Source organism: Pedosphaera parvula Ellin514, assembly GCF_000172555.1.
In the GTDB taxonomy this organism is placed as follows: Bacteria; Verrucomicrobiota; Verrucomicrobiia; order Limisphaerales; family Pedosphaeraceae; genus Pedosphaera.
In genome coordinates this window covers 1-21,521 of sequence record NZ_ABOX02000059.1, presented here as the reverse complement: position 1 = coordinate 21,521, position 21,521 = coordinate 1, and the positions used below count along the sequence as shown (strand labels likewise).

Annotated in this window: 17 protein-coding genes; 10 read left to right on the top strand and 7 right to left on the bottom strand. The window is 53.1% G+C overall.

The features are described 5' to 3' along the window. Positions 1-342 precede the first annotated feature (342 nt). Positions 343-2,871 (top strand): beta strand repeat-containing protein, encoded by a 2,529-nt coding sequence (locus CFLAV_RS27840; RefSeq protein ID WP_007418250.1) that lies wholly within the window; start codon positions 343-345, stop codon positions 2,869-2,871. On the opposite strand, the gene CFLAV_RS36740 is transcribed toward CFLAV_RS27840, so the two are convergent. Next, complete coding sequence (locus CFLAV_RS36740; protein ID WP_007418249.1) at positions 2,859-3,197, bottom strand: hypothetical protein; 339 nt, start codon at positions 3,195-3,197, stop codon at positions 2,859-2,861. The two genes, CFLAV_RS27840 and CFLAV_RS36740, sit on opposite strands and share 13 nt — an antisense overlap. A gap of 90 nt (positions 3,198-3,287) precedes the next feature. Here CFLAV_RS36740 and CFLAV_RS27830 point away from each other — a divergent pair, with 90 nt between their 5' ends. From CFLAV_RS27830 to CFLAV_RS27820, 3 genes are all read left to right on the top strand, one after another. Continuing rightward, positions 3,288-6,407: a sensor histidine kinase gene (locus tag CFLAV_RS27830; protein ID WP_007418248.1), complete on the top strand. Its 3,120-nt coding sequence runs from the start codon at positions 3,288-3,290 to the stop codon at positions 6,405-6,407. A gap of 73 nt (positions 6,408-6,480) precedes the next feature. Continuing rightward, a complete protein-coding gene (locus tag CFLAV_RS27825) occupies positions 6,481-7,140 on the top strand; it encodes a response regulator transcription factor (RefSeq protein WP_007418247.1) in 660 nt (219 codons plus the stop codon). 43 nt (positions 7,141-7,183) lie between these two features. Further along, complete coding sequence (locus CFLAV_RS27820; protein WP_150107637.1) at positions 7,184-9,286, top strand: polysaccharide lyase domain-containing protein; 2,103 nt, start codon at positions 7,184-7,186, stop codon at positions 9,284-9,286. 12 nt (positions 9,287-9,298) lie between these two features. On the opposite strand, the gene CFLAV_RS37950 is transcribed toward CFLAV_RS27820, so the two are convergent. From CFLAV_RS37950 to CFLAV_RS36005, 4 genes are all read right to left on the bottom strand, one after another. Beyond that, positions 9,299-9,517 carry a hypothetical protein gene (locus tag CFLAV_RS37950; RefSeq protein ID WP_040550518.1) on the bottom strand — a complete coding sequence of 73 codons (219 nt, stop codon included), beginning with the start codon at positions 9,515-9,517 and terminating at the stop codon, positions 9,299-9,301. Positions 9,518-9,579: 62 nt separating this feature from the next. Then, positions 9,580-10,683, bottom strand: a complete 1,104-nt coding sequence (gene ald, locus CFLAV_RS27810; RefSeq protein WP_007418244.1) for an alanine dehydrogenase — start codon at positions 10,681-10,683, stop codon at positions 9,580-9,582. 16 nt (positions 10,684-10,699) lie between these two features. Next, positions 10,700-12,346: a YhjD/YihY/BrkB family envelope integrity protein gene (locus CFLAV_RS27805; protein ID WP_007418243.1), complete on the bottom strand. Its 1,647-nt coding sequence runs from the start codon at positions 12,344-12,346 to the stop codon at positions 10,700-10,702. 774 nt (positions 12,347-13,120) lie between these two features. Beyond that, a complete protein-coding gene (locus CFLAV_RS36005; RefSeq protein WP_192812815.1) occupies positions 13,121-13,684 on the bottom strand; it encodes a hypothetical protein in 564 nt (187 codons plus the stop codon). On the opposite strand from CFLAV_RS36005, the gene CFLAV_RS27795 reads away from it, so the two are divergent. The 3 genes from CFLAV_RS27795 to CFLAV_RS27785 are packed head-to-tail and all read left to right on the top strand — an operon-like array spanning position 13,676 to position 15,004. Further along, positions 13,676-14,302 (top strand): helix-turn-helix domain-containing protein, encoded by a 627-nt coding sequence (locus CFLAV_RS27795; RefSeq protein WP_202796967.1) that lies wholly within the window; start codon positions 13,676-13,678, stop codon positions 14,300-14,302. The two genes, CFLAV_RS36005 and CFLAV_RS27795, sit on opposite strands and share 9 nt — an antisense overlap. 23 nt (positions 14,303-14,325) lie before the next feature. After that, a complete protein-coding gene (locus CFLAV_RS27790; RefSeq protein ID WP_202796966.1) occupies positions 14,326-14,748 on the top strand; it encodes a DoxX family protein in 423 nt (140 codons plus the stop codon). 40 nt (positions 14,749-14,788) lie between these two features. Further along, positions 14,789-15,004 carry a DUF4287 domain-containing protein gene (locus CFLAV_RS27785; protein ID WP_007418240.1) on the top strand — a complete coding sequence of 72 codons (216 nt, stop codon included), beginning with the start codon at positions 14,789-14,791 and terminating at the stop codon, positions 15,002-15,004. Between the two features lie 552 nt (positions 15,005-15,556). On the opposite strand, the gene CFLAV_RS27780 is transcribed toward CFLAV_RS27785, so the two are convergent. Continuing rightward, positions 15,557-16,690 (bottom strand): HEAT repeat domain-containing protein, encoded by a 1,134-nt coding sequence (locus CFLAV_RS27780; protein ID WP_007418239.1) that lies wholly within the window; start codon positions 16,688-16,690, stop codon positions 15,557-15,559. A 349-nt stretch (positions 16,691-17,039) separates the two neighbouring features. On the opposite strand from CFLAV_RS27780, the gene CFLAV_RS27775 reads away from it, so the two are divergent. The 3 genes from CFLAV_RS27775 (at position 17,040) to CFLAV_RS27760 (ending at position 20,270) form a co-directional block, all read left to right on the top strand. Next, the gene (locus tag CFLAV_RS27775; RefSeq protein ID WP_007418238.1) at positions 17,040-17,408 is read left to right on the top strand and encodes a hypothetical protein; all 369 of its coding nucleotides are present in this window, start codon (positions 17,040-17,042) and stop codon (positions 17,406-17,408) included. A 466-nt stretch (positions 17,409-17,874) separates the two neighbouring features. Next, the gene (locus tag CFLAV_RS33325; protein WP_007418236.1) at positions 17,875-19,785 is read left to right on the top strand and encodes a PAS domain-containing sensor histidine kinase; all 1,911 of its coding nucleotides are present in this window, start codon (positions 17,875-17,877) and stop codon (positions 19,783-19,785) included. 17 nt (positions 19,786-19,802) lie between these two features. Then, positions 19,803-20,270 carry a response regulator gene (locus tag CFLAV_RS27760; RefSeq protein ID WP_160164675.1) on the top strand — a complete coding sequence of 156 codons (468 nt, stop codon included), beginning with the start codon at positions 19,803-19,805 and terminating at the stop codon, positions 20,268-20,270. A gap of 224 nt (positions 20,271-20,494) precedes the next feature. Here the strand turns inward: CFLAV_RS27760 and CFLAV_RS35815 are convergent. Then, positions 20,495-21,521, bottom strand: a 1,027-nt coding sequence (locus CFLAV_RS35815; protein WP_007418234.1) for a hypothetical protein, incomplete at its 5' end; no start/stop codon positions are given.

Genomic DNA, 21,521 nt, shown 5'->3' with positions numbered 1-21,521 from the left:
TCCGGTTCCAGATGGTTATTGGGCTCAGTCCTAATTGCTGAGCGATTGGTCGGCGAGTTTTTCGGTTTTTGAGGGCATATTACACGATCATTTCGCCAAGTCTGCAAGGGTGTCGGTGATAAAAAGGCCACGTCTTTGGTTTCGTTGCCTCCGGCCTTCCAGGGACGGGATTGGTGAAGGAATTGTAGCCGAGATAAGCAGCAATGGCCGGTTGCTGTGTCCAGATTGGATAAACTTTATCCCCTCGTTTAACACAATCCTTCCGTCCATGTCATCCAATCGTATGACTATTTTCTCTGGAGAATTGTGTTTATATTCCGGTCAAATCGATCCCCAATAAGCATGAAACACTTTTTGTCAACCGCGCTATTCGCCACGATATTCTCCGCCGTCTCGTCTCTCCAAGCCGCCCCGCTCTATTGGGACCCCAGTGCATCCACTGGAACCACGCTCGGTGGCACGGGAAATTGGGACGAGGTCGGTAATTTTTGGTATAATGGCACTGCAGACATTATCTGGGCGAGTGCCAATGGCGACGATGCTTATTTTACCGGAACAGCCGGGACTGTCACGCTGACGTCAAGCATCACCGCCGGAAACCTTTATTTTACGAACGCTACCGGGAGCTATGTGCTGACCAATGCGACGGGCGCAGAAGTTTTGACGGTTGCCGGAGCAATTGACACCGGCGGCGGGGAACATATCATTGGCGCGCCAATCGTCAATTCGAGCACCTTAAACAAGAATGGTGGCGGACGGTTGCATTTACCCGTGGACAACGGCGCCACCCTCTTCGGCGCTGTGATGATCAACCAAGGCGATGTTTCGGTTGAGAACAATAACGGAGCGGGCCAGAGTACTTCGATAACGGTGGCCGACGGCGCAGCTTTGGTGTTGAACGGCGGCACTAGCGGATTGACTTCATTTAATCCAAATGTAACCATTTATGGTTCAGGCATTACCAACAGCGGGGCGCTTCGGAACCTGTCGGGTGTAACCACATTTAATGGACAGATTATATTGGGTGCGAATAACAGTGTAATTTATGCGGACAGCGGCAGCTCTTTGGTTTACAACGGGACAACCCCGCTTACCGACAACGGAAACAATTATAATCTCATTATCAACGCGTCGGGGTCGGGCAACGTTCATTTGGGTCAAATCAGCATTGGCGGGAGCCTGATCCTCAAAGGCCCCGGGTCGTGTTACAGCTATCTGAACTCAATTACGCCGTCGGCTTGGAAAAGCACGTATATCTCTCAAGGCGGCACGCTTTATGTCGAAAACAACAACGGCTTTGGAACGCAGCCGGCCACACTAATGACGACAAACGTGCTTTTGGACGGCGGCACGATTAACTCGATTGGCACCTATACCATGTATGCGACCGATGGTATCACGGTAACCACCAATGGCGGCACCTTGACTGTCGCCAGCGGCACCTTGACGAGTTGCAATATTTACAGCCAATCAAATGCCTCTTTCACAATCGGTGGCGCGGGGAGCAGCAGACCCGGCGGCGCGGCTGGTATAACGGCCGGGACCATCAATCTGGGCACAGGAGCCCTCATCAAGACTGGCGGCGGCGATTGCAATTTGGGTTACGCCAATCCTTCGCTTGAAATCTACAGCAACCTCGTGGTGAACGGGGGAAGCATCAGTTTCAACTACGATGTAACCAGCGGCCAAGTGACTAGTTTGGGAGCGGTGCCCAGCACGCTTAATGCGTCCAACATCGTGCTAAATGGAGGCCAGCTGCACGTCGGTCACACCACCACGATCGGCGCGATGCGCGGAATCTACGTTGGATCCGGTGGCGGAACCATCGAGGATGTCACGTCCGGCGGAACTGTGACGGTCGCATCGCCGATTATCGGGCCGGGCAGCATGAACTTTCCCTTGGGGAAGAGCGGCAGTACCACGGCGGTGACTTTAACCGGCAATAACAGCTATGCCGGAACCACCACTGTCGGCGCCAGTTCCACGCTGAACATCGGCTCAGGCGGTTCGACCGGAACGCTCGGCGCAGGCAATACCACCGACAACGGCACGCTGGTATTTAATCGCACAGGCAGCTATTCATACGGCGGCGTCATCAGCGGCAGCGGGACAGTAACTAAAAACGCGGCCGGCACCGTCACCCTCACCGGCGCAAGTACTTTCACCGGCAACACCACTGTCAACGCTGGTATGCTGCTCATCAACAATACCAGCGGCAGCGGCACGGGAACGGGAACGGTGACTGTTCAAAACAATGCGACACTTGGCGGCACAGGTTCAATAGGCGGAGCGGTCACAGTCAATGCCGGCGGGACGTTGGCACCAGGCACAGCCAACTCGCCACTCGGCAAGCTCACCATCAACAATAGTTTGACACTGGCTGGAAATCTGGCCGTTTCAGTCAACAGGACTGTACCGACGAACAGCCTGGTAACAGTAACGGGCGCTTTGGCCAACACGGGCACCGGCAACAAAGTAACCGTCACCAACCTGGGCCCTGTGTTGGTTGCCGGTGACAAATTCTATGTGTTCAATCAACCAATCTCCGGCGGAGACACGCTCCAAATCACTGGCGCAAGTGGCGTTACCTGGAGCAACAATCTTGCTGTTGATGGCAGCATCGTGGTTGTGGCACCTGCGCCTAATCCAGTGATCAATAGTTTTTCCCTGAGCAGCACGAATTTGGTAATGAGCGGCACCAATGGTTATGCCAACGGCGCATTCTATCTGCTGAGCACCACGAACGTAGGCCTGCCCTTGAGCAGTTGGTCGCGCGTATTGACGAACACGTTTGATGGCACCGGCAATTTCTCAGTCACGAACCAACAGACCACCAACTCACAGCGCTACTACATGCTTCAACTGCCATAAACTGATTGCCCGTGAATACACGCACTTGATTTATCCCAGAAATTCACGGGAACGCTGTTGTAACGAAGTTTGAGCGGGTGTTTTCGAGAAATGCGTCTCGAAAACACCAGATTACCGCGAGCCGCGCCTTCACACTGATTGACTTGCTGGTAGCCATCGCCTAGGGCTGAGCCAACGCAGGCTGCGGCCAAAAGAACCGCCGCCAGGAGGGATTTCGCGGAAAAGGTCGCTTGGCTGAGTTGCTCCTCAGTCGAAGATTCACCAGGGATGTTCTCCCTCGTCGCGCCTTGCCATCCAGCCTTTTGCGCGAAAACAGCACCCTCCATAATTTTAAAACACGCTCTAAAAGACTTCTTGTCCAGCCACAGTAAGTGGTATAAACGGATGATGTCAGCCAGGCCGTTTACGTTATCCGAATGCAGTTGAATAATACAGCATCGAGATGGATTACATCATCTTGGGAGCAGCGCACCTTGCGGGTATTATTGCTGTTTCTCCTGAGTTTGGCGACGTGCCAGCCCTTGATTGCCCTGCCTGTTACCGAATTTAATCCCACGCTTTGGCAAACCGAGGAAGGGCTTCCCAATAACAACGTTTTGTCGATTGCCCAAACACAGGATGGCTATTTGTGGGTCGGCACTCGGGAAGGATTGGCGCGTTTCGATGGGATCAAGTTTACGCCGTTGATGATCACCCGCGGTTCCCCGCAACCCACCATTAACGCCCTTTGCGCCTCGGACGATGGTTCGTTGTGGATCGGCACTGAACAGCACGGTTTGTATTGTTATAGAGGAGAGGTACTTGTGCATTATGAAACGGCATTGACCAACGATAGCGTCGTTCAAATCAAGCAATCCGGCACGAACCAAATATGGGTCGCATATCATGACGAACTCGCCCAGATACTAGGAGGAAGACTTCATTTCGAGCCCAGTTTGGCGGCGGCAACCAATAGCCTTCTTTCGCTCCATCCTGACCGTGACAGGGGGTTGTGGATCGGCGCAACCAGAAGCGTGCAATACTTGAAAGGTGAACAGGCTGTCACATACAAGGTCGCAAATAATTTTGCGCTGCGCGCAATCCGTGCTTTGTACGAAGATCCAGACGGAACGGTTTGGATCGGGAACAATCGCGGGCTGACTTGCCTTCGCGATGGGACTTTCACCCACTATTCGAAGGGAAATGGGCCGCCGGGAATTGTCACGGCGCTGCTGCGCGATCACGGGGGAAATCTTTGGGTGGGCACGCAAGGTGGGTTGAGCCGATTCATCGATGCAAAGTTTTATGAGGATCAGGGGCCGGAAGGAACTTCATACCGGGTTAATTCATTGTTTGAAGATCAGGAAGGCGACATTTGGGTCGGGTCAGAAACTGGTCTGCTGCGATTGACTCCCAAGCCTTTTACTGCATACACAAAACAATCCGGCCTGACACAGAATGCCACCACGGCCGTTTGTGCGACTCGCGATGGAAGTGTCTGGATCGGCACCTGGGGTGGCGGACTGGATCGCCTCAAGGATGGCATCATCACGACTTATGGGCGAAGCAATGGGCTTTCTTCGGACTTTGTCGTGGCGCTCATGCCAGGTGATGTTGATTCCGATCTCTGGGTTGGCACTGCCTATGCATCCGGCTCCGCCGGGGCCTATTCTTCCGGCCTGAATCGTTTCAAAGAGGGCAAAATTCTTAACGAAAATATCGCAGTGTCGGGATTGGGTTCGTTGCTGACTTGTTTCCTCAAGGATCGTAAAGGTGCAATGTGGATTGGGTCACAAACAGGTTTATCCCGGCTCGATCGAGGAGATCAGCTTGCAAATGGAGGTTCGATTGAATTGAGCAACTGTGCAGTCAATGCCCTCTGTGAAGACCACACCGGCAATCTTTGGATAGGCACTGAGGCTGGTTTGCGCCGATGGAACGGAACGGTCGTTGAAAAGGGTAACGTTCCAGGCGCAGATTTTACAAACCGTGTCCTTTCGCTCTATGAGGACATGGAACACGTGTTGTGGATTGGCACAGCCGGGGACGGGCTGGCGCGATTATCCAGCAGCAATTTTACCGTTTTTTCCGCCCGTCGCGGCCTGGCCGCCGATTCCATCTCCGCAATCATGGAAGATGGGGAGCACAATCTCTGGATGAACAGCGGGAAAGGTATTTTCCACGTGGCAAAAAATCAATTTGCGGAACTTGTCGATGGCAAAATAAGCAGGCTGAACTGCATCAGTTACGGCAAGGCTGAGGGTGTTTTGGGAACTGGACAGGCGCAAGAGACCACCCAGCCGGCGGCTTGCAAGGATTCGGAGGGCCGTTTCTGGTTCCATACCACGCAAGGAGTGGTTGTGGTTGATCCGGCCAGAATCGTTCCAAATCGATTGCCCCCGCCGGTGGTAATTGAAACCGTACTGTCCGACCGCATTCCCATTTTTTCGTCAGCGTCAACCCATGTTACCAATGCAATGACTGGTGGATTACCCGCAAAATCCTTTCCCATTAAATTAAAAATTCCGCCGTCGCACGGAGAATTGGAAATCCAATACACGGCATTAAGTTTGCAGGCGCCTGAAAAAAACCGATTCAAATATAAACTGACTGGAGTGGATTCTGATTGGGTGGACGCAGACGGCCGGCGGACTGTCTCGTATAAGCGGCTTCCGCCGGGAAGTTATGTATTCCGGGTCATCGCCTGCAACAACGAAGGAATATGGAACGAATCGGGTGCAACGGTTGCATTGGTCCTTCGCCCGCATTTGTGGCAAACGTGGTGGTTTTTGGGTTTATCCAGTTTACTGGCCATCGCAGTGATTGGCATTGCCACGCGCTACATTACGCGGCGTCGCATGCAGCGCCGGCTGGAACGTTTGGAATACCAGCACGCGATTGAACGAGAGCGCGCCCGCATCGCCCGTGATATGCACGACGAACTTGGCGCGAAGCTCACCAGAATCTCTTTTCAAGGTGCGACGGCGTTGCGTAGCCTGAATGATCGAGCCGAAGCGGAACGGCAGGTGGGCAGCATGGCTGAAACCGCGCGGGATTTGGTCGCATCGCTCGATGAAATCGTATGGGCGGTTGATCCAGGAAATGACTCGCTTGAAAGCCTGGCGAATTACATCTCACGTTATGCGAGTGAACTTTGTACCGATGGACCGCTGTCGTGCGACCTTATAATCCCAGCCAAACTGCCCGACTATAAATTGCCGACCGATGTCCGCCACAACATTTTCCTCGCCGTCAAGGAATCACTGAATAATGCACTGAAACACTCTGGTGGAACGCAAGTGCAGGTCAGCCTGCAGGCAAAAGATGATGAGCTTGAAGTCGTCATTGCCGATAATGGACAAGGGATTAATCAGCCTTGTCCCGCTGAATCCAGTGACAGGACTCGCCGAACCGGTCATGGCCTGAGCAATCTTCGCGATCGGCTCAAAGCGATCAATGGCCGATGTGAAGTGGAAAGCCTGCCGGGACAAGGCACACGTGTTCGCCTGATTATACCGCTCAACTCCGCGCCCCAATGGAACCCAGCTCATAAATAAATATGCCCTGCAGCATGTCATCCATATATCCGATTGGACGCGAAGCCGCTCCTGAGTATTCTTGACCCGCTTTATGACTATTGCGGTCAGTATAGTGGAAGATGACGCCGGCCTGCGCGAAAGCATTTGCCGCTTTATTCAAGGCGCTCCTGGATTTGAGTGCCTGGGCGCATATGCGTCCGCTGAGGAAGCCTTGGCCAATGTCCCGACCCGTCCGCCGGAAGTGGTTTTGATGGATATAAATCTGCCGAAAATGAACGGCATTGAATGCGTAAAGCGCTTGAAGGAAAAGCTCCCGAGCCTGCAAATCATAATGCTTACGGTCTATGAGAACAGCGATCGGATTTTTGAAGCCCTTGCCGCCGGCGCTTACGGCTATCTGGTAAAAAATACGCCGCCGGAAAAGTTGCTTGAAGCGATTGAGGAAATCGCAAAAGGCGGTTCCCCCATGTCCAGTCACATCGCAAGAAAGGTCGTGCAGGCTTTCCAACCGGCCGTTTGTGCGGTTCCATTGATCGAAAAGCTTGCACCTCGTGAGCAGCAAGTGCTCGAACTGCTTTCCAAGGGTCGCGCTTACAAACAAATCGCTGCAGAAATGAATTTGAGCATGGGAACAATCCGTACTTACATCCGCCGGATTTACGAGAAGCTTCACGTCAACTGCCGGACTGATGCGGTTGTGAAATACCTTGATGCAGCCAGTTCCGAGCGACGTCCCATTTCAAGGAAATGATAAAGCCGTTTGAACACTTCCGGGATTGTCGCATATGAATCACATGAGCCAATCTTTGTTTAGAAACCTGGCCTTTTTGTTGTGTGCATTTTGTTCCTGGGCGCTTTCGGTTACACGGGCGCCGCCCGCAAGCACCAGCTATTGGGTGGCTCCGGCGGCTGCCGGGACGGGCAACGGCTCTTCAGTCACCAACGCGGCTAACTATCGCACCACCTCTTTCTGGAGCACCGTTCAGAGCCAGCTTCAATCCGGGAATGTCACAGTTAATTTCGAAGACGGCACATATACTGCCGGAAGTCTGAGTTTAACGAATATGGGCAATCCATTGTATCCGTTGACGCTGGCAGCAGTGAATCCTCATGGGCCCGTGCTCAGCCCCTCCGCCAACATCATCGAGCTGTACGGATGTCAAAACTTTCAAGTAAATGGCCTGGTCTTCACCGGTCCCTCACCGAATTGGGGAATCTATTGCATACCGAATGGCACCAAGCCGTGCCGAAATATTGAAATCACCAATTGCTGGTTCTTGGATTTGACGAATGCCTATTACGCAGCCATTGGACTGCTCAATGGAACGAGAGATATCCAGGTCCATAATTGTAATTTCACGAATATCACCGCCGGCAGCCACCAACACATGATTTATGCGCCGCACGATATTGAGAACGTGGTGGTGTCCGACTGCGTTTTTCAGGACTGCCTGGCAGATTATGTGCGCTTCCGGGATGATTCCGAATACTGCGTCGTGCAAAATTGCCAGTTTATCAGCACGAAAAGCGCGTCGGCGTGGCCGTTCGTCAGCGCGGAATTGTATAATGTGACGAACTCTGACTCCGCGGGCGATGAATTTTTTGGGACCTATTTCCAAGTCAGCGGCAATTCGTTCACCTACCTGGCTTCGGGCGGGTCGGGACCCTACGCCGCCCTGCACTTCAGCGACAACGGGTATTCTCCCCAGAGCTATAATTGCGCCCTGACCTCCGCGCAGGCCAGCCAGTTGAGCAGCGGAACCACCAGCTTCCAGCGATCGTTTCTGGAAACGAATATGGGCATCATCTCCTCCGGTATCAAAATGTTTGGAAACACCTACAACTCACGGGTGGCCTATCACATGGACTACACCTATACCTGGGATAGTATTCAGCCAAACGGCGGCTGGCAGGGCACCATTAAACTCGACAACGTCCCCGATGCCAGCGGAACACCGCTGGGGCCTCCGCCAGTGATGCGCAACGCCGATTTCAACCGGCGCGGACTGCTGCTGACGCCGGTTTCTGTAGGTCTCAAGGATTATGAATGCCTGTTTCGCGACTGGCTTTGCAGTCCCAAATACACGGACATCCTTTTGTCTTCCAATTTCTATGGAACCAACAATGCCTTGCGCTTTGACAAGGCAAATAATCAATATGTTTATCAATGGATTTCCAGCCCCGGCCCGAACTGGACGATGGATTGCCTGTTTGCCATTGGCTCGGCCTTTACCGGCACCGGCGTAAAATTCAAGGTGGACCTCTTCCATAACGACATCACCGGCAGCAAGGTTTCGCTGGGTGTGGACAACCTGGGCCGCTTTGGCATTTACAATGGCGGCACTTTCACGCTTCTGCCCGGTCTGGGCACAGTGGCCTTCTCGGTGGACAACACCGGCGGCGGCACCTACACCACCCCTGGCGATGTGCTGAACGTCTATCGCTTGCGTATCGTCGGCAATTACACCGCGTCGACGCCTTATGTGAATATTTATACCAGCGATGCGAACAGTCCTAATCTGAACCATCAGGCGCTGGGCCAGACTTATTGGGTCGGCAACAAGCCCGTCACTGACAAATCCGCGCCGGAAACGGCCATCTTCTACAACTTCACCGCGCCAGTGTTGTTGGGCCAAATTGCCCTGGCCCCAGGACTTGGCCAGCAGCCACCGATCCTCCAAATCGCTTCATTGGGGAACGGGACAATGCGACTTAGCTGCACCAATGGCTTTCCTGGAGACATGTATTACATGCTAACTTCAACCAATCTGGCTGCGGCGCCGGGCAGTTGGACGGTGGCAGCGACGAACACATTTGACCAAACCGGCTCATTTTCGATGTCCAATCCATTGCCATCCAATTCACCGCCAGTATTTTACCGTTTGCAGCTTCAATAAACCTTGCCACAGTCACGCAGTCCCCAAGGCAGCCTCCATGGATTGGTTCAAGTTTAGAACCTCGCAAGCCAACCATCGCGAGCAGGCCACCATGCCCGACTCGGAGCGTTGTCCCGCGCCATCGCTGACATCGCCGGTTCCGAACATATTGCGAGCGAGCATGTCTCCGAAGCCATCAAGTATCGCACGCTCGATCGACAGTTGTGGACGTAATTTCGTCCGCGCTTTCACTCTCCACGGCGGAAGAACCCTCTCCCACCGTTTTTCCTGCCTTTGAGAATTTGCTGAAATTCTTAACTTAAGACCGGTGCCGTGTATGGAACACCATGCGCCTCGGCCACGGCCTTGTGCGTCACGTTGCCATCCATGATATTGATGCCGCCGATCAACGCTGGCTGCTTCTGGCAAGCTTCCGCCAGGCCAAGATCCGCAAGCAATTCCACATAGCGATACGTCACATTCGTCAACGCCTGCGTCGCCGTTCGCGCATAAGCACCAGGCATGTTCGCCACACAATAATGCGTCACGCCTTCCTCCACATAAACCGGATTCTGATGCGTCGTCGCGCGGGACGTCTCGGCGCAACCACCCTGGTCGATGGCGATATCCACCAGCACGCTACCCGGCCGCATGTGCTGCAACATTTCGCGATTAATCAGTTTCGGCGCCTTCGCTCCCGGCACCAACACCGCCCCAATCAACAAATCCACCGTCGGCAACAAACTCACCAAGTGCGCCTCGCTCGAGTAAAGCGTGTGCGCGGTATGCAAAGTAATGTCGAGAAAACGCATCCGTTCCAAATCCACTTCGAGAATCGTCACATCCGCGCCCAAACCCGTCGCCATCCGCGCCGCATTGATGCCCGATGCTCCGCCGCCCAACACCACCACGCGACCCGGCAATACCCCCGGCACGCCACCGAGCAACACACCACTGCCGCCATTGTGCTTCGCCAAAAAAAAGCCGCCCACCAACACCGACATACGACCGGCGATTTCGCTCATCGGCTCCAACAAAGGCAACCGGCGATTCACCTCGATCGTTTCATAAGCAATACCCGTGACGCCCGTCTTCAACATCCCTTCCGTCAACGCACGACTCGCTGCCAGGTGCAGATACGTGAAAATAATTTGGCCCTGTCGCAACAACGGCAGTTCAGACGGCTGCGGTTCCTTCACCTTCACAATCAATCCCGCCTTCTCAAAAACCTTGCGATGATCCTCCACCAACGTGGCGCCCGCCTGTTGGTAATCGACATCGGGATAACCCGCACCGGCTCCCGCGCCTCGCTCCACCACCACCTGGTGCCCGCGCTTGATCAGTTGATAGACGGCTGATGGCAGCAACGCCACCCGATATTCATGGTCCTTGATTTCTTTCGGAACGCCTATAATCATATTTTAAATCGCTAAGTTAAGTCGTTGAGTGAGTCACAGCTTTCAAATCATTTCCCGCAATTTTCAGCGCTTCAGCGCGCGTGGTCAGTTCGAGGATCGTCACTGATGAAGCGGCTCTGCGTTCCGCTTCCAGGATTTTCTCATATTCGTCATAAATTTCCGAGCGGGCTGGCTCATCCCGCGTCGCCAACTCCTGCCCCTGGCCGACGCGCAATGCCAGCAAAATATCGTGGCACGTCATGGAGTCAAGCGGTCTCGCCGCCGCAAAACCAATCTCTTTCCCCAGCACCACTTCCACCACCAGATGGGAACTTACCAGAGTCTGCATAATCTGCTGCACCATTCTGGTCGGCACGATCAGACGTGCCGCCATCTCCGGCACCGTCGGCGGCAGCTGTCCCTTTTGAAACCGTTCAGCCACGCATTGGATCAGGCGCAGCGCAAGAAACTCGCGTCCACGCTGGCAGATGGTCTCCGACAATTTCTGCTGCAGATATAAAACCCGATTCTGATACGCATACGCCACCTGCGCTCCAAATAATAGAATCAACCAGGAAAAATACAATCCCACCATGAACACCGGCACCATGCCCAGGCTGCCATAAAACCGGCTGTTGGTCACCACGCGCGAAACATAATAAACGCTGAACATGTTGTTGAAATGCCACAGAATTCCTCCAACCGTTCCCCCCACCACCGCCGCTTTCCAACTCACCTTCGTGTTCGGCATCAACATGTAAAACAAACCGAAACTCAAACAGAGCACCACGACGGGCAGCAACTTGAATAACAACCCGCTCGCCACCGGCATCTGTTCCAAAAATCTCTTTGTCGCCAGCAATTGCGGCCCGCTGGATAATCCCAGCGCCAGTGCGAGAAATATCGGTCCCAACGTGATCACCGCCCAATACTGCACAATCCTGGACAGCCAACTCCTCCCGCGCGTCACACCCCAGATATCATTGAACGCCTCCTCAATCCGGCTCAGCATCGAAATCGCCACGAACACCAGCAGCACCGACCCCGTCAACCCCAGCGTGCCAGTTCTGGTATTCTGGATAAACTCATTGATCTGCTTCGCCACCTGCTTCCGCGCATCAACCGGCTTGGCACCAGGAACTCCCGCCGCCGCAGTGTTCGTTTCCCCGGCCGGTTGATTCGTAACGCCAGCCAACCCCTCCGCGCCAGGCACCCCATTCGTCAAAGCCATTTCATTCGTCCCCGCCACCACTGGATTGCTGACCTCTCCAGAATTTGCTTTTGCCGCCGCTACATTGGGTTGGCCATGCGACTTTTTAACCCTCGCGTTCACCACCTCCACCGAACCATTCGTCGAACTCAACATCGCCGGTGGAACCACGCTATCCACGAGCTTGTTAACCATCTCCAAAATCCGATCCTCGCCATCCTTCTTCAGAATGCTCGTCGATACACTGATCGCCACCGCCAACATCGGGATCAACGCCAGCAAAGACCCATAAGCCAACGCCGAAGCACGCACCGGACATTTATTCTTCGAAAAACTCTTCGCCACCAACAGCCAGAAGTGGCCGAACTTATGCAACCTCGAAGGCTCAGCCCCATCCGCCCGCACGATCCCCTTCTCCTCCAGGAATTCGAGCAGTCCGGTCTGCAACTTCTTAACCTTTGATTCTTTGGCCATGACAACCAGCAAACGCTAACAGAGCCCTTTTTTAAGTCAACGGCTCGCCCCATCGGCCGCCGCCTCTAATTTTCCACTTCCAGAGCACCTCCGCCATCATTCATCACCCCGCCTATCCACCTAAAATTTTTTAACCGTTATTTGGCGTTATATACCGTTATTTACCGTGATATGGCGTTAGACCTCGCCACTCGAAACTCGAAAATCGACATTCGCAATTTCCATGGCCTTCCGATACCTTCCGATACCTTCCGATACCTTCCGATACCAACCGAACTCCCAACTTCAGTCCCTGACTCCCCACCACGAACTCCAGAATCTCCATCCGCCCCACAAAATTTAAACCCGAGATAACCCAAGTTAGCACTAGTTAACTCGAGAAAGCGCGAGATAGCCTGAGCACCACTACCCCCACGACCTCCCAACGATGGACAACCGACGACTGACATTCCCAACTTGATAGTTTGATAATATAAAATTTTCATCCCAGTTTAAGTCAGTTTAACGCCAGTGAACTCAGTTTTACCATTGCCCGGCACCCGTAAGCACGCACTGATTCCAAGAAGTATCGCACCAATATCCATTCACAAAATATATAAACGCACTCATAGTGTATTCTTACGCTTACAAATTCTATCTATGTTATACTAAACACACTTTGTCAATAGTAATATTCATACTTATTTTAGTCCCGTCTTTGCAACGCGACACCTCTTCACCCGCCGACTCCCGATCCTCGTTCCATTCCCGCGCGTTCCCTAACTCACCCCAGAACTAAAATCTGCGCTCGCTGAAAGCGTGCGAGTAAGGAAGCCCAAGGTCCAGCCCGTCTTCGGGTATGTAGCCGTGCGCAAGCACCCCTGGGATAGAACCGCAAAAAATCCCCGCACCCTGAAAGCGGTGCGAGTAATCGTCCATTGCCTCAGAGTCCCCCAGCGACTTGCCACGACAACCAACCACATCCCTTTTTCCGAAATCAGGCCCATCCGCAACCCAATCCCCAGTGCCAAAGGCACGACCGTCAATAGCCACGCCGCGAACTGCTCCGTCCGGGTTTGGAGTCCCGTCTTCAGAGGCGGTGCCTTTGTCACGATCCACCCCTCGCGCCAGCGGTCGAAACATTTTTTCGTCCGCTGTCACTCCTTTACTGAGGCTCTGCCGCGCGATGGAACGCGAAGCGCAGTGAATAAGTTGCTTGTCCGCATCAGAACGTGCACCATGGAGGCACACGAAATAATGGAACCTGGCAAGCTTATCACCTTCGCTGATCGCCCGTCCGACTCCCCCTTCGTTGAAAGGGTTTGGCGCAGTCACAGCGACCAGGCGGGAATGTTTCATTCCATCGCCACGTGTCACTGGGTGATGGTCGTCACGCGCCTGGAGGGTAAGATCTCTTTGACCGTGCGCGGGCCGGAAACGAAGGCCACGATGGCGGATTGTCCGGCGCAGGGCGAGTGGTTTGGGGTGCTCTTCAAACTCGGCACCTTCATGCCTCTGATGCGATCAGGCAATCTGCGTGATCGTAACGGCGTGACCCTGCCGAACGCGACGGGACATTCATTCTGGCTAAATGGTTCAGCGTGGGATTTTCCCAACTTTGAGAACATGGAGACGTTTGTGAACAAGCTTGTGCGGAGCGGGTTGATTGGGAGCGATCGCACCGTGGAGGGCGCGATTCGCGGAGAGCTGCAAAGTGTTACGACACGGACCGAACAACGACGCGTGCTCCAGGTAACGGGGTTGACCCGCGGCGCCATTCACCAGATTGAGCGCGCCCGGCGGGCCACTCAGCTCTTGAGGCAAGGCACCCCGATCCTCGATGTGGTTCACGAAGCGGGTTATTACGATCAGGCACATCTCACCCGGTCGCTGCAGCGATTCATCGGACAGAGCCCGGCGCGAATCACGCACGGGAAGGAACAGTTGTCGTTTTTATACAATAAGGAGCCGGCATAGTTCGCTACGGTGTGATTATGACTATGAATCAAGACACAATCATGCAAACGTCGGCTGAACTCTCCTCTGTTTCCAAGGTGATGCCGTGGCTGGGAGCAGGCCTCACCGGACTAGTGGTGTTGTTTCTGGCTTTCGACGGAATCACCAAGGTTATCCGCGTGGCTCGGGTGATGGAAGCGTGCCAGAAGATGGGCATTGGCCCTGATTTGGCCGTACGCATCGGCATCCTGTTGCTCGCCTGCACCGCCCTCTACGTGATCCCAAAAACCGCCATCCTCGGGGCGATTCTATTGACTGGCTATCTCGGCGGCGCGGCAGCCACGCAAGTGATCGCCAGAAGCGGAATTTTCCCAATCGCCTTCTCGATTGGCTTTGGCCTGCTGGTCTGGGTGGGACTCATCTTGCGCGAGCCTCGGTTGGTCCGGTGGATTTTATTGCGGCAGTAATTTGCAGGATCGGCAGACTTCCCAACCAAAGAATACGGCTATGTCATTTCAAGCATATCTCACGAACATTCAGGCAAAGACCGGCAAAAGCCCCGCTGACTTCCGGGCGCTCGCCGAGAAAAAGGGATTCACACACAATGGGCAACTTGCTGTCGGCGTAAAAGCGGGAGCGATCGTTAAATGGCTCAAAGATGACTTTCAGTTGGGCCATGGTCATGCGATGGCCATCTTCGCCCTGCTAAAAGGAGTGAAATGAGAGGATAGCCCTTGATACGACGTTGGAGGAATCCGTCAATTATTCGGTAGGGAGACACTCTGTGGAGCCCTGACACGGCCCGGATTCCAATCCAACCCTCAGCCGTTCCCGCGTACGCGACCAACGATTCAATCCAACCGTCAGGCACATTCTAATCGGTAGGGAACTCGCTGCGTCGATTCCCAAACAAGGCCAACGACGCCATCCCATCTCTCGTCTCCACTCGCGTACGCGGCCCACGATTTCAGTCCAACCGCCAGGCAAGTTCACTCGCGTAGCATCTGGCGTGAGCCGGATCAAATTTCCCTGGCAACCAATCCCCTCAAAACTCACTCGCGTACGCGACCCACAACACCAAATCACCCCGCCAAATAACTCCTCCCACACCTTCGCACAACAAAACCATCCCACCGAGAAGTAAAGTCGGAACCAAAACTTCACCCTTCGATTTTCAACCCACGCCAACAACCGCCTTTACCTGACTCAGAGAGCATCAGGTGAGTGTAAATAATTTGGTTTGCTGGCCAGAGGACTGACTCTCTAAGTTGCAGTTTATTTTTCGTTGTGTTCTTGGGCGAACTTTTGCGCCGCCTCAGGGTCGATGTCGCTCAGCGCGGTAAACAACCCGGTCGCAGCCAGTTGATCATCCGTTTCGCGGAGAAGTTCGATGATTCTTGGAACCGCTTTCCTGGCCTCTTCCGGAAAGCTGCGCAGAGCAATCGCGGCGATGGCGCGAAAGTTCGGGTCAGGATCTGACAAGCATCCGATCAACGCAGGCACCACGACGTTGCCCTGCCTGGCAATTTCGCGCAATCCGACAGCGCACTGAATCCGCGTCTGTTGATCCTCGTCGTGCAGATGCTTGATTAACGCTGGAATGGCGGGCTCAGCATCTTCTTTGAGTTCGAAGACCAGAGTGGCGGCTCCCCGGCGAATCTCAGGTTCTTTGGCATCGAGCCGGGCGATTAAGGCCTGAGTTGCACCCTTGGGATCGATCCTTTTCAAGGCATAGCCCGCACCGCCGACGATCTCGTTATACTCGCCCTTATCGACAATCTTGAGCAAGGCGGGAACGGCCGACTTTGCATCTTCTCCGTAAGAGGCGAGCGTCCGTGCTCTGCCCCGAATGGCGGTTTCGTCATTGGCGGTTTCCAGAGCTTGAATGAGTGTTGGAACGGCATCCGTAGGGTTCTGATGCAGCGAGGCCAAACGGCTTGCGGCGACTTGTTGCACTGTTGGATCGGGATCGTGCAAGGCCTGGCTCAGGACACGGGCGGCGTTCGTCGATTGAATGACGCAGAGTGCAATCAGCGCGTTGCGCCGGCGAACGGCGTTGGTGTGAGACGCAGCCTCGATCAATGCTGGTTCGGCCGCCAGACCCATTCCTTTGAGGGTGTAAATCGCTTCGTTTGGTCTTTTGTCGTCGAGCAGTTCGATCAGTTCAGGGATGAGCGCGGTGGCGTTCGTGCCCATTTGTCTGACTTCCTTCATCGCCCGATGTTGGCGTTCAGTCGCGGTCGGTATATTCACCAGCGGAATTTCACGCGTCACTTTTTCCATGCCGGAAGGCTTTGCGCGTAAACCGTCGCTCAACTGTTCTGTTGGGCTGCGGCGCAAAACAAACGCACCAACGGCTAGAACGGCCAGGACAGCCAGAGTGATCAATGTTGTTCGGAGTACCTTCACCGGCGTGAGTCTATCTGTAGAACCGCTTTCGCGTAAATCTCATTTGCTTTTGGATGATAAAAATTCCCTTCTACCATTAATCGATACAACCGGGGCGTTTCCAAAAGGGGTCCAAAAAGCGTCATACCTAATTGATTACACAACCATTTTGCTTCCAACCTCGCTCACCTTCGCAGAATCAAACCATCCCACCGCGAAGTAAAGTCCGAACCAAAACTTCACCCTACGATTTTCAACCCACGCCAACAACCGCCTATACCCGACTCAGAGAGAGCATCCAATGAGTGTAAGCGACAGCCAGTGAGTTGGTTCTTGCCAAAGGCTCAGGACTCGGTGTAGTCAAACCTTCATGCGTGTTTTGAGATTTCTCGTTCTTTTGCCACTCGTAATCATGTTCGGCTGCGTCCACGTCAACGAGAACTCCGCCACAGCCAGCCAGGAGCAAATCAAAGCCCATCTTGCAGCCCAACTACACTGCCAGACGCTCGAATTGGAACAGAACAGCAAGGACAGTTTTTCAGGAACAGGCAAAAACGAAACCGGCGAGTTTACCATCAAAGTGATCAGACAAGGAACGACGATTGCTTTCCATGGCGTCTATGTGGCGCCCGCAACAGGGACGTTCAGCGGTTCAGCCTGCTGGAGCAAGAGTGTGAACTCGACCTTTGGCTTTCACAAGACCAGCCAATCAACACAGGATTCACTGGGTACCCCATAATCAGGCAATTTTTTTGGTCCCGTAGAAAAGGGGCCAAGCCCAATTAATCACACAGCCATTTTGCTTCCCACCCCACTCACCTTCGGACCATGAAACCATCCCCACCGCGACGTAAAGCCCGCACCAAAACTTCACCCTTCAATTTTCAACCCACGACGGCAACCGCGCGACAGAGCCCAATCAATCCAAACACGCCAGGCAGCCCCCCTTCTCCCCCTTGCAATGGGAGAAGGGGGGGATGAGGGAAGATGCGCCCAGACTCTCCTTTGCCTCTGGGACCTCCGAAGTCCGAAAAGAACCGCTCCCAAGTAACAGCCATCACAGCCATTTTATTGCCGCGCCAAATAGTCCGTTTCAGGGAGTAGGAAGTGAACGTGATCTTGCGTACTAAAGATTGGGAAGTGCTTGGCATTGGCGATTTTACCCACTTGAACATCGAAGAATTTGGGGCAAGTTTATTGTGATTATGAGGGAAAATGACGAACAATCCCGTGCGTTATTGGCGGCCATCGTGGATTCCTCTGAAGACGCCATCATTACTAAAAACCTCGACGGAATCATCACCAGTTGGAACCAGGGAGCGGAAGGAATTTTTGGTTACACACCGCAGGAGGCCATTGGACAGCCGGTCACAATGCTTATTCCCCCGGACCGAATGGAAGAGGAACCAGTCATTCTGGAGCGAATTAAGCGTGGAGAGCGAATCAAACATTATCAAACGGTTCGGCGGGCCAAAAACGGCGCACTTCTTAATATTTCCCTGACCGTTTCACCCCTCATTAATTCGGAAGGCCGGATTATTGGAGCATCGAAAATTGCGAGAGACATCAGTCACGAAGTGAACACACAGGAACGGGTCCGCCAGAGTGAAGAACAATTTCGTGTCACTTTGTCCAGTATTGGTGATGCAGTAATTGCTACAGATCGAAATGGCCGTATCACGTTCATGAATTCCGTGGCCGAAACACTTACCGGCTGGGATACGCCCCAGGCAATCGGCATTCCGTTGGATAATGCATTCAAGATTGTTAACGAATTCACCCGGCAACCGGCAGAAAACCCAGTGAACAAAGTTATCCAGGAAGGAAAGGTCGTAGGGCTGGCTAATCATACCATTCTCATTTCAAAAGATGGCACAGAACGGCCCATCGACGACAGTGGAGCGCCTATACGTGGGAGTGCAGCAGATTTGAGGGGCGTGGTCCTGGTTTTCCGGGATGTTACCGAGCGCCGTGAAGCCGAAGTCGCAGCTTTGAGGTTGGCGGCTATCGTGCAGAATTCCGATGACGCAATTATCAGCAAGAATCTGGATGGGATTATTACCAGTTGGAACGAAGGAGCGCAGCGCATTTTTGGTTATTCCGCGAACGAAATAATCGGGAAGTCTATCAAAACGCTGGTCCCTCCCGAATTGCAAGAGCAGGAAGATGAAATCCTTGGGCGCTTGCGCCGAGGGGAGCGCGTGTTCCATTTTGAAACAATCCGAGTGGCTAAAGAAGGACGCCACATTCCGATTTCACTGACCATCTCTCCGATCAAAGATCCCAGCGGCCATATAATTGGCGCGTCGAAAATCGCACGGGACATCACAGAGCGCAAACAAGCCGAAAAGGCCCTCGCCGAAGCGAAAGAAAAACTTCAATCTTATGCGAATGAATTGGAACTACAGGTGCGTGAACGGACACGCTCTCTCGAAAAAACCATCACGGAATTGGAATCATTTTCATACAGTCTCTCGCATGACATGCGTGCCCCGCTGCGCGCCATTGAGAGTTTTTCGGAGATAGTATTGAAAGATTACGGTGAAACAATTGGAGCACCAGGTGTCGATTTGCTCAAGAGGACAATTACTGCCGCGCATCGGATGGACAAATTGATTCTGGATTTGCTCACGCTCACACGCTTGTCTCAAGCGCCAATCAATCTCGAACCCATTGACTTGGAAAAGTTAATCGACGGCATCATTCAGGGGAGGCTGGAATTTCAACCACCCCAGGCGGAGATCAAAATTCAAAAGCCGCTGTTTCGTGTAACGGGGAATGAAGTCTCCTTGACGCAGTGCCTCACAAATTTGTTGGACAATGCTGTAAAATTCGTGCCGACTGGCACTGTGCCGCATGTGCGCATTCATTCCGAACCAAATGGCGACGGCGTGCGTCTTTGGATTGAGGATAACGGTATTGGAATTAATGCGAATGAAAAAAAACAGTTGTTCCAAATGTTTCAAAGAATCCACAGCGATACTTATCCGGGAACCGGAATTGGGTTGGCTATTGTCCGTAAAGCAGTTGAACGCATGGGCGGTGAAGCCGGCGTTGAATCCGAACCGGGAAAAGGGAGCCAATTCTGGCTGCAACTTCAAAGAGATGGAGCATGAAAACCGGTCAATGCGTGTTGTTGGCGGAAGATGATCCGAATGACGTGTTGCTTTTGCAATTCGCCTTCCGAGAGGCTGAAATACACAGCCCCTTACATACCGTTAGCAATGGACAGGAGGCTATTGATTATCTTTCAGGAGTCGGGTCGTTTTCTGACCGTGAGCGCTTTCCAATTCCAGCTTTGCTGCTTTTGGATTTGAAAATGCCACGCAAAACCGGCATTGATGTTTTGGAGTGGCTTGCGAAAGACGATGTGATGCGTTGCCTGCCGACCGTCATGTTATCTTCCTCCACACATCCTGGTGACATCGAGAAAGCCTACCGGCTTGGTGTCAACGCATTTGTCGTCAAATCTCCAGGAACCGCACAAAGAACGGAGTTCTGTAAAATAATAAAGAGCTTTTGGCTCACATTGAACGAGTTGCCGCTAGTATGCACCGACGGTTTGGAAGCAGCACGTAAAGCCCGAATTGCGGACCTCTAATTAGTAATCTCTTCGTTTTATTCCCTGGTCGCTGGGCAGCACCCCGCCACTGTAAGATCTTCGTTTGTTGAAGGCAGAACGTTTCTGTCCTCAATTGTATTTAAATCGATTTTCTCTTAGCTGCCGATCAGTAGAGCTGCATTCGCTGCTGCCCAAATCCCGCAACTAAAATGAACCATGTTATGAGTCGCCCCCTCTGGGCCCCCCCAGCCGGGATGCCTCTTTTACGGATGGTACTCAAATGCCCCGCGATCCGGAGCCGATCCGTAATAAAGCGGATAGCCGCTGAAATCATAACTGTAACCCAGGTTCAATCCTGTGTTCTTCGCCGGACTGGTGGCTAGGATGGAAAAATCGATTGCATTGGTCCCTGTGATATTCGCGAATTTTGCATCGCCATACGTTGGGCTGGCGCCGGGTCCTTCATTACCCATGACCAGCGTTCCGACCGCATAATAATGGTTGTTCTGGATGATGCTGCCTGGCGTGTAGCTTCCAACGACATTAAAAACTTCGACGTTGTATTTTGTCATGATGATGTTGTTGCGGAATTTATTAGCCGTGCCGTTGCCTTTGAGAAGAAACACTCCGAGTTCGTTCGAGTTAATTTTCCGGCGCAACACCGTGTTGTTATCCACCGCGCAGTTCTGTGCAAAGCGGAGTTTCACAAACGCCTGGTAATCGTCGCTCACATTGAACTTGATCTTCCAATCCTTATAGAGCGGAGCAGGAGTCACATCGTCAAAAACCGCCTCGAGGAAGCCGCAATTGCCGCGGGTAAAATTGTCCGTGAGAACGATGTTGTATTTGTTGTAACGGCCATCATCGATTTCGAAAGCGCCTCCACCGACACCATTGGCAAAATGCGAAGGATCGGAATCGACCACCTGCATGTTCACGATCGTGTTTCCGGTGCACGTCTGAAAATCCTGGCCCATCCAAATGCCGAGCGGGCCCCAATTCCATTGCTTCATCGGACGATTGCAGTCGTGGATATAATTGTATTGGATGTTCGCAAATTTTCCGCGGCTCCGGATTCCAGCCACGCAGTCATAGAATTCGTTGTTTCGGATGATGCAGTAATCCGAGCCTCTCGCGATATTGATCGCGCCCATTTCCCAGACGATCCAGCCACCGTCGGACGAATAGTAATTTCCGTCCACATACATCGCTGTATTGTGAAAATAGAGATGTTCCACGATCACGTAATCACCGTTGATGCGAATGCAGTTTCCGAAATTATCCTGCGCA

Excerpts from the sequence above, each read along its gene's own strand:
- CFLAV_RS33325 (WP_007418236.1), top strand. The coding sequence starts at position 17,875 with ATGAGGGAAAATGACGAACAATCCCGTGCGTTATTGGCGGCCATCGTG.
- CFLAV_RS27795 (WP_202796967.1), top strand. The coding sequence starts at position 13,676 with ATGTTTCATTCCATCGCCACGTGTCACTGGGTGATGGTCGTCACGCGC.
- CFLAV_RS27775 (WP_007418238.1), top strand. The coding sequence starts at position 17,040 with ATGCGTGTTTTGAGATTTCTCGTTCTTTTGCCACTCGTAATCATGTTC.
- CFLAV_RS36005 (WP_192812815.1), bottom strand. The coding sequence starts at position 13,684 with ATGAAACATTCCCGCCTGGTCGCTGTGACTGCGCCAAACCCTTTCAAC.
- CFLAV_RS27790 (WP_202796966.1), top strand. The coding sequence starts at position 14,326 with ATGAATCAAGACACAATCATGCAAACGTCGGCTGAACTCTCCTCTGTT.
- CFLAV_RS36740 (WP_007418249.1), bottom strand. The coding sequence starts at position 3,197 with ATGGAGGGTGCTGTTTTCGCGCAAAAGGCTGGATGGCAAGGCGCGACG.
- CFLAV_RS27820 (WP_150107637.1), top strand. The coding sequence starts at position 7,184 with ATGAGCCAATCTTTGTTTAGAAACCTGGCCTTTTTGTTGTGTGCATTT.
- ald (WP_007418244.1), bottom strand. The coding sequence starts at position 10,683 with ATGATTATAGGCGTTCCGAAAGAAATCAAGGACCATGAATATCGGGTG.
- CFLAV_RS27785 (WP_007418240.1), top strand. The coding sequence starts at position 14,789 with ATGTCATTTCAAGCATATCTCACGAACATTCAGGCAAAGACCGGCAAA.
- CFLAV_RS27830 (WP_007418248.1), top strand. The coding sequence starts at position 3,288 with ATGCAGTTGAATAATACAGCATCGAGATGGATTACATCATCTTGGGAG.
- CFLAV_RS27840 (WP_007418250.1), top strand. The coding sequence starts at position 343 with ATGAAACACTTTTTGTCAACCGCGCTATTCGCCACGATATTCTCCGCC.
- CFLAV_RS27825 (WP_007418247.1), top strand. The coding sequence starts at position 6,481 with ATGACTATTGCGGTCAGTATAGTGGAAGATGACGCCGGCCTGCGCGAA.
- CFLAV_RS27805 (WP_007418243.1), bottom strand. The coding sequence starts at position 12,346 with ATGGCCAAAGAATCAAAGGTTAAGAAGTTGCAGACCGGACTGCTCGAA.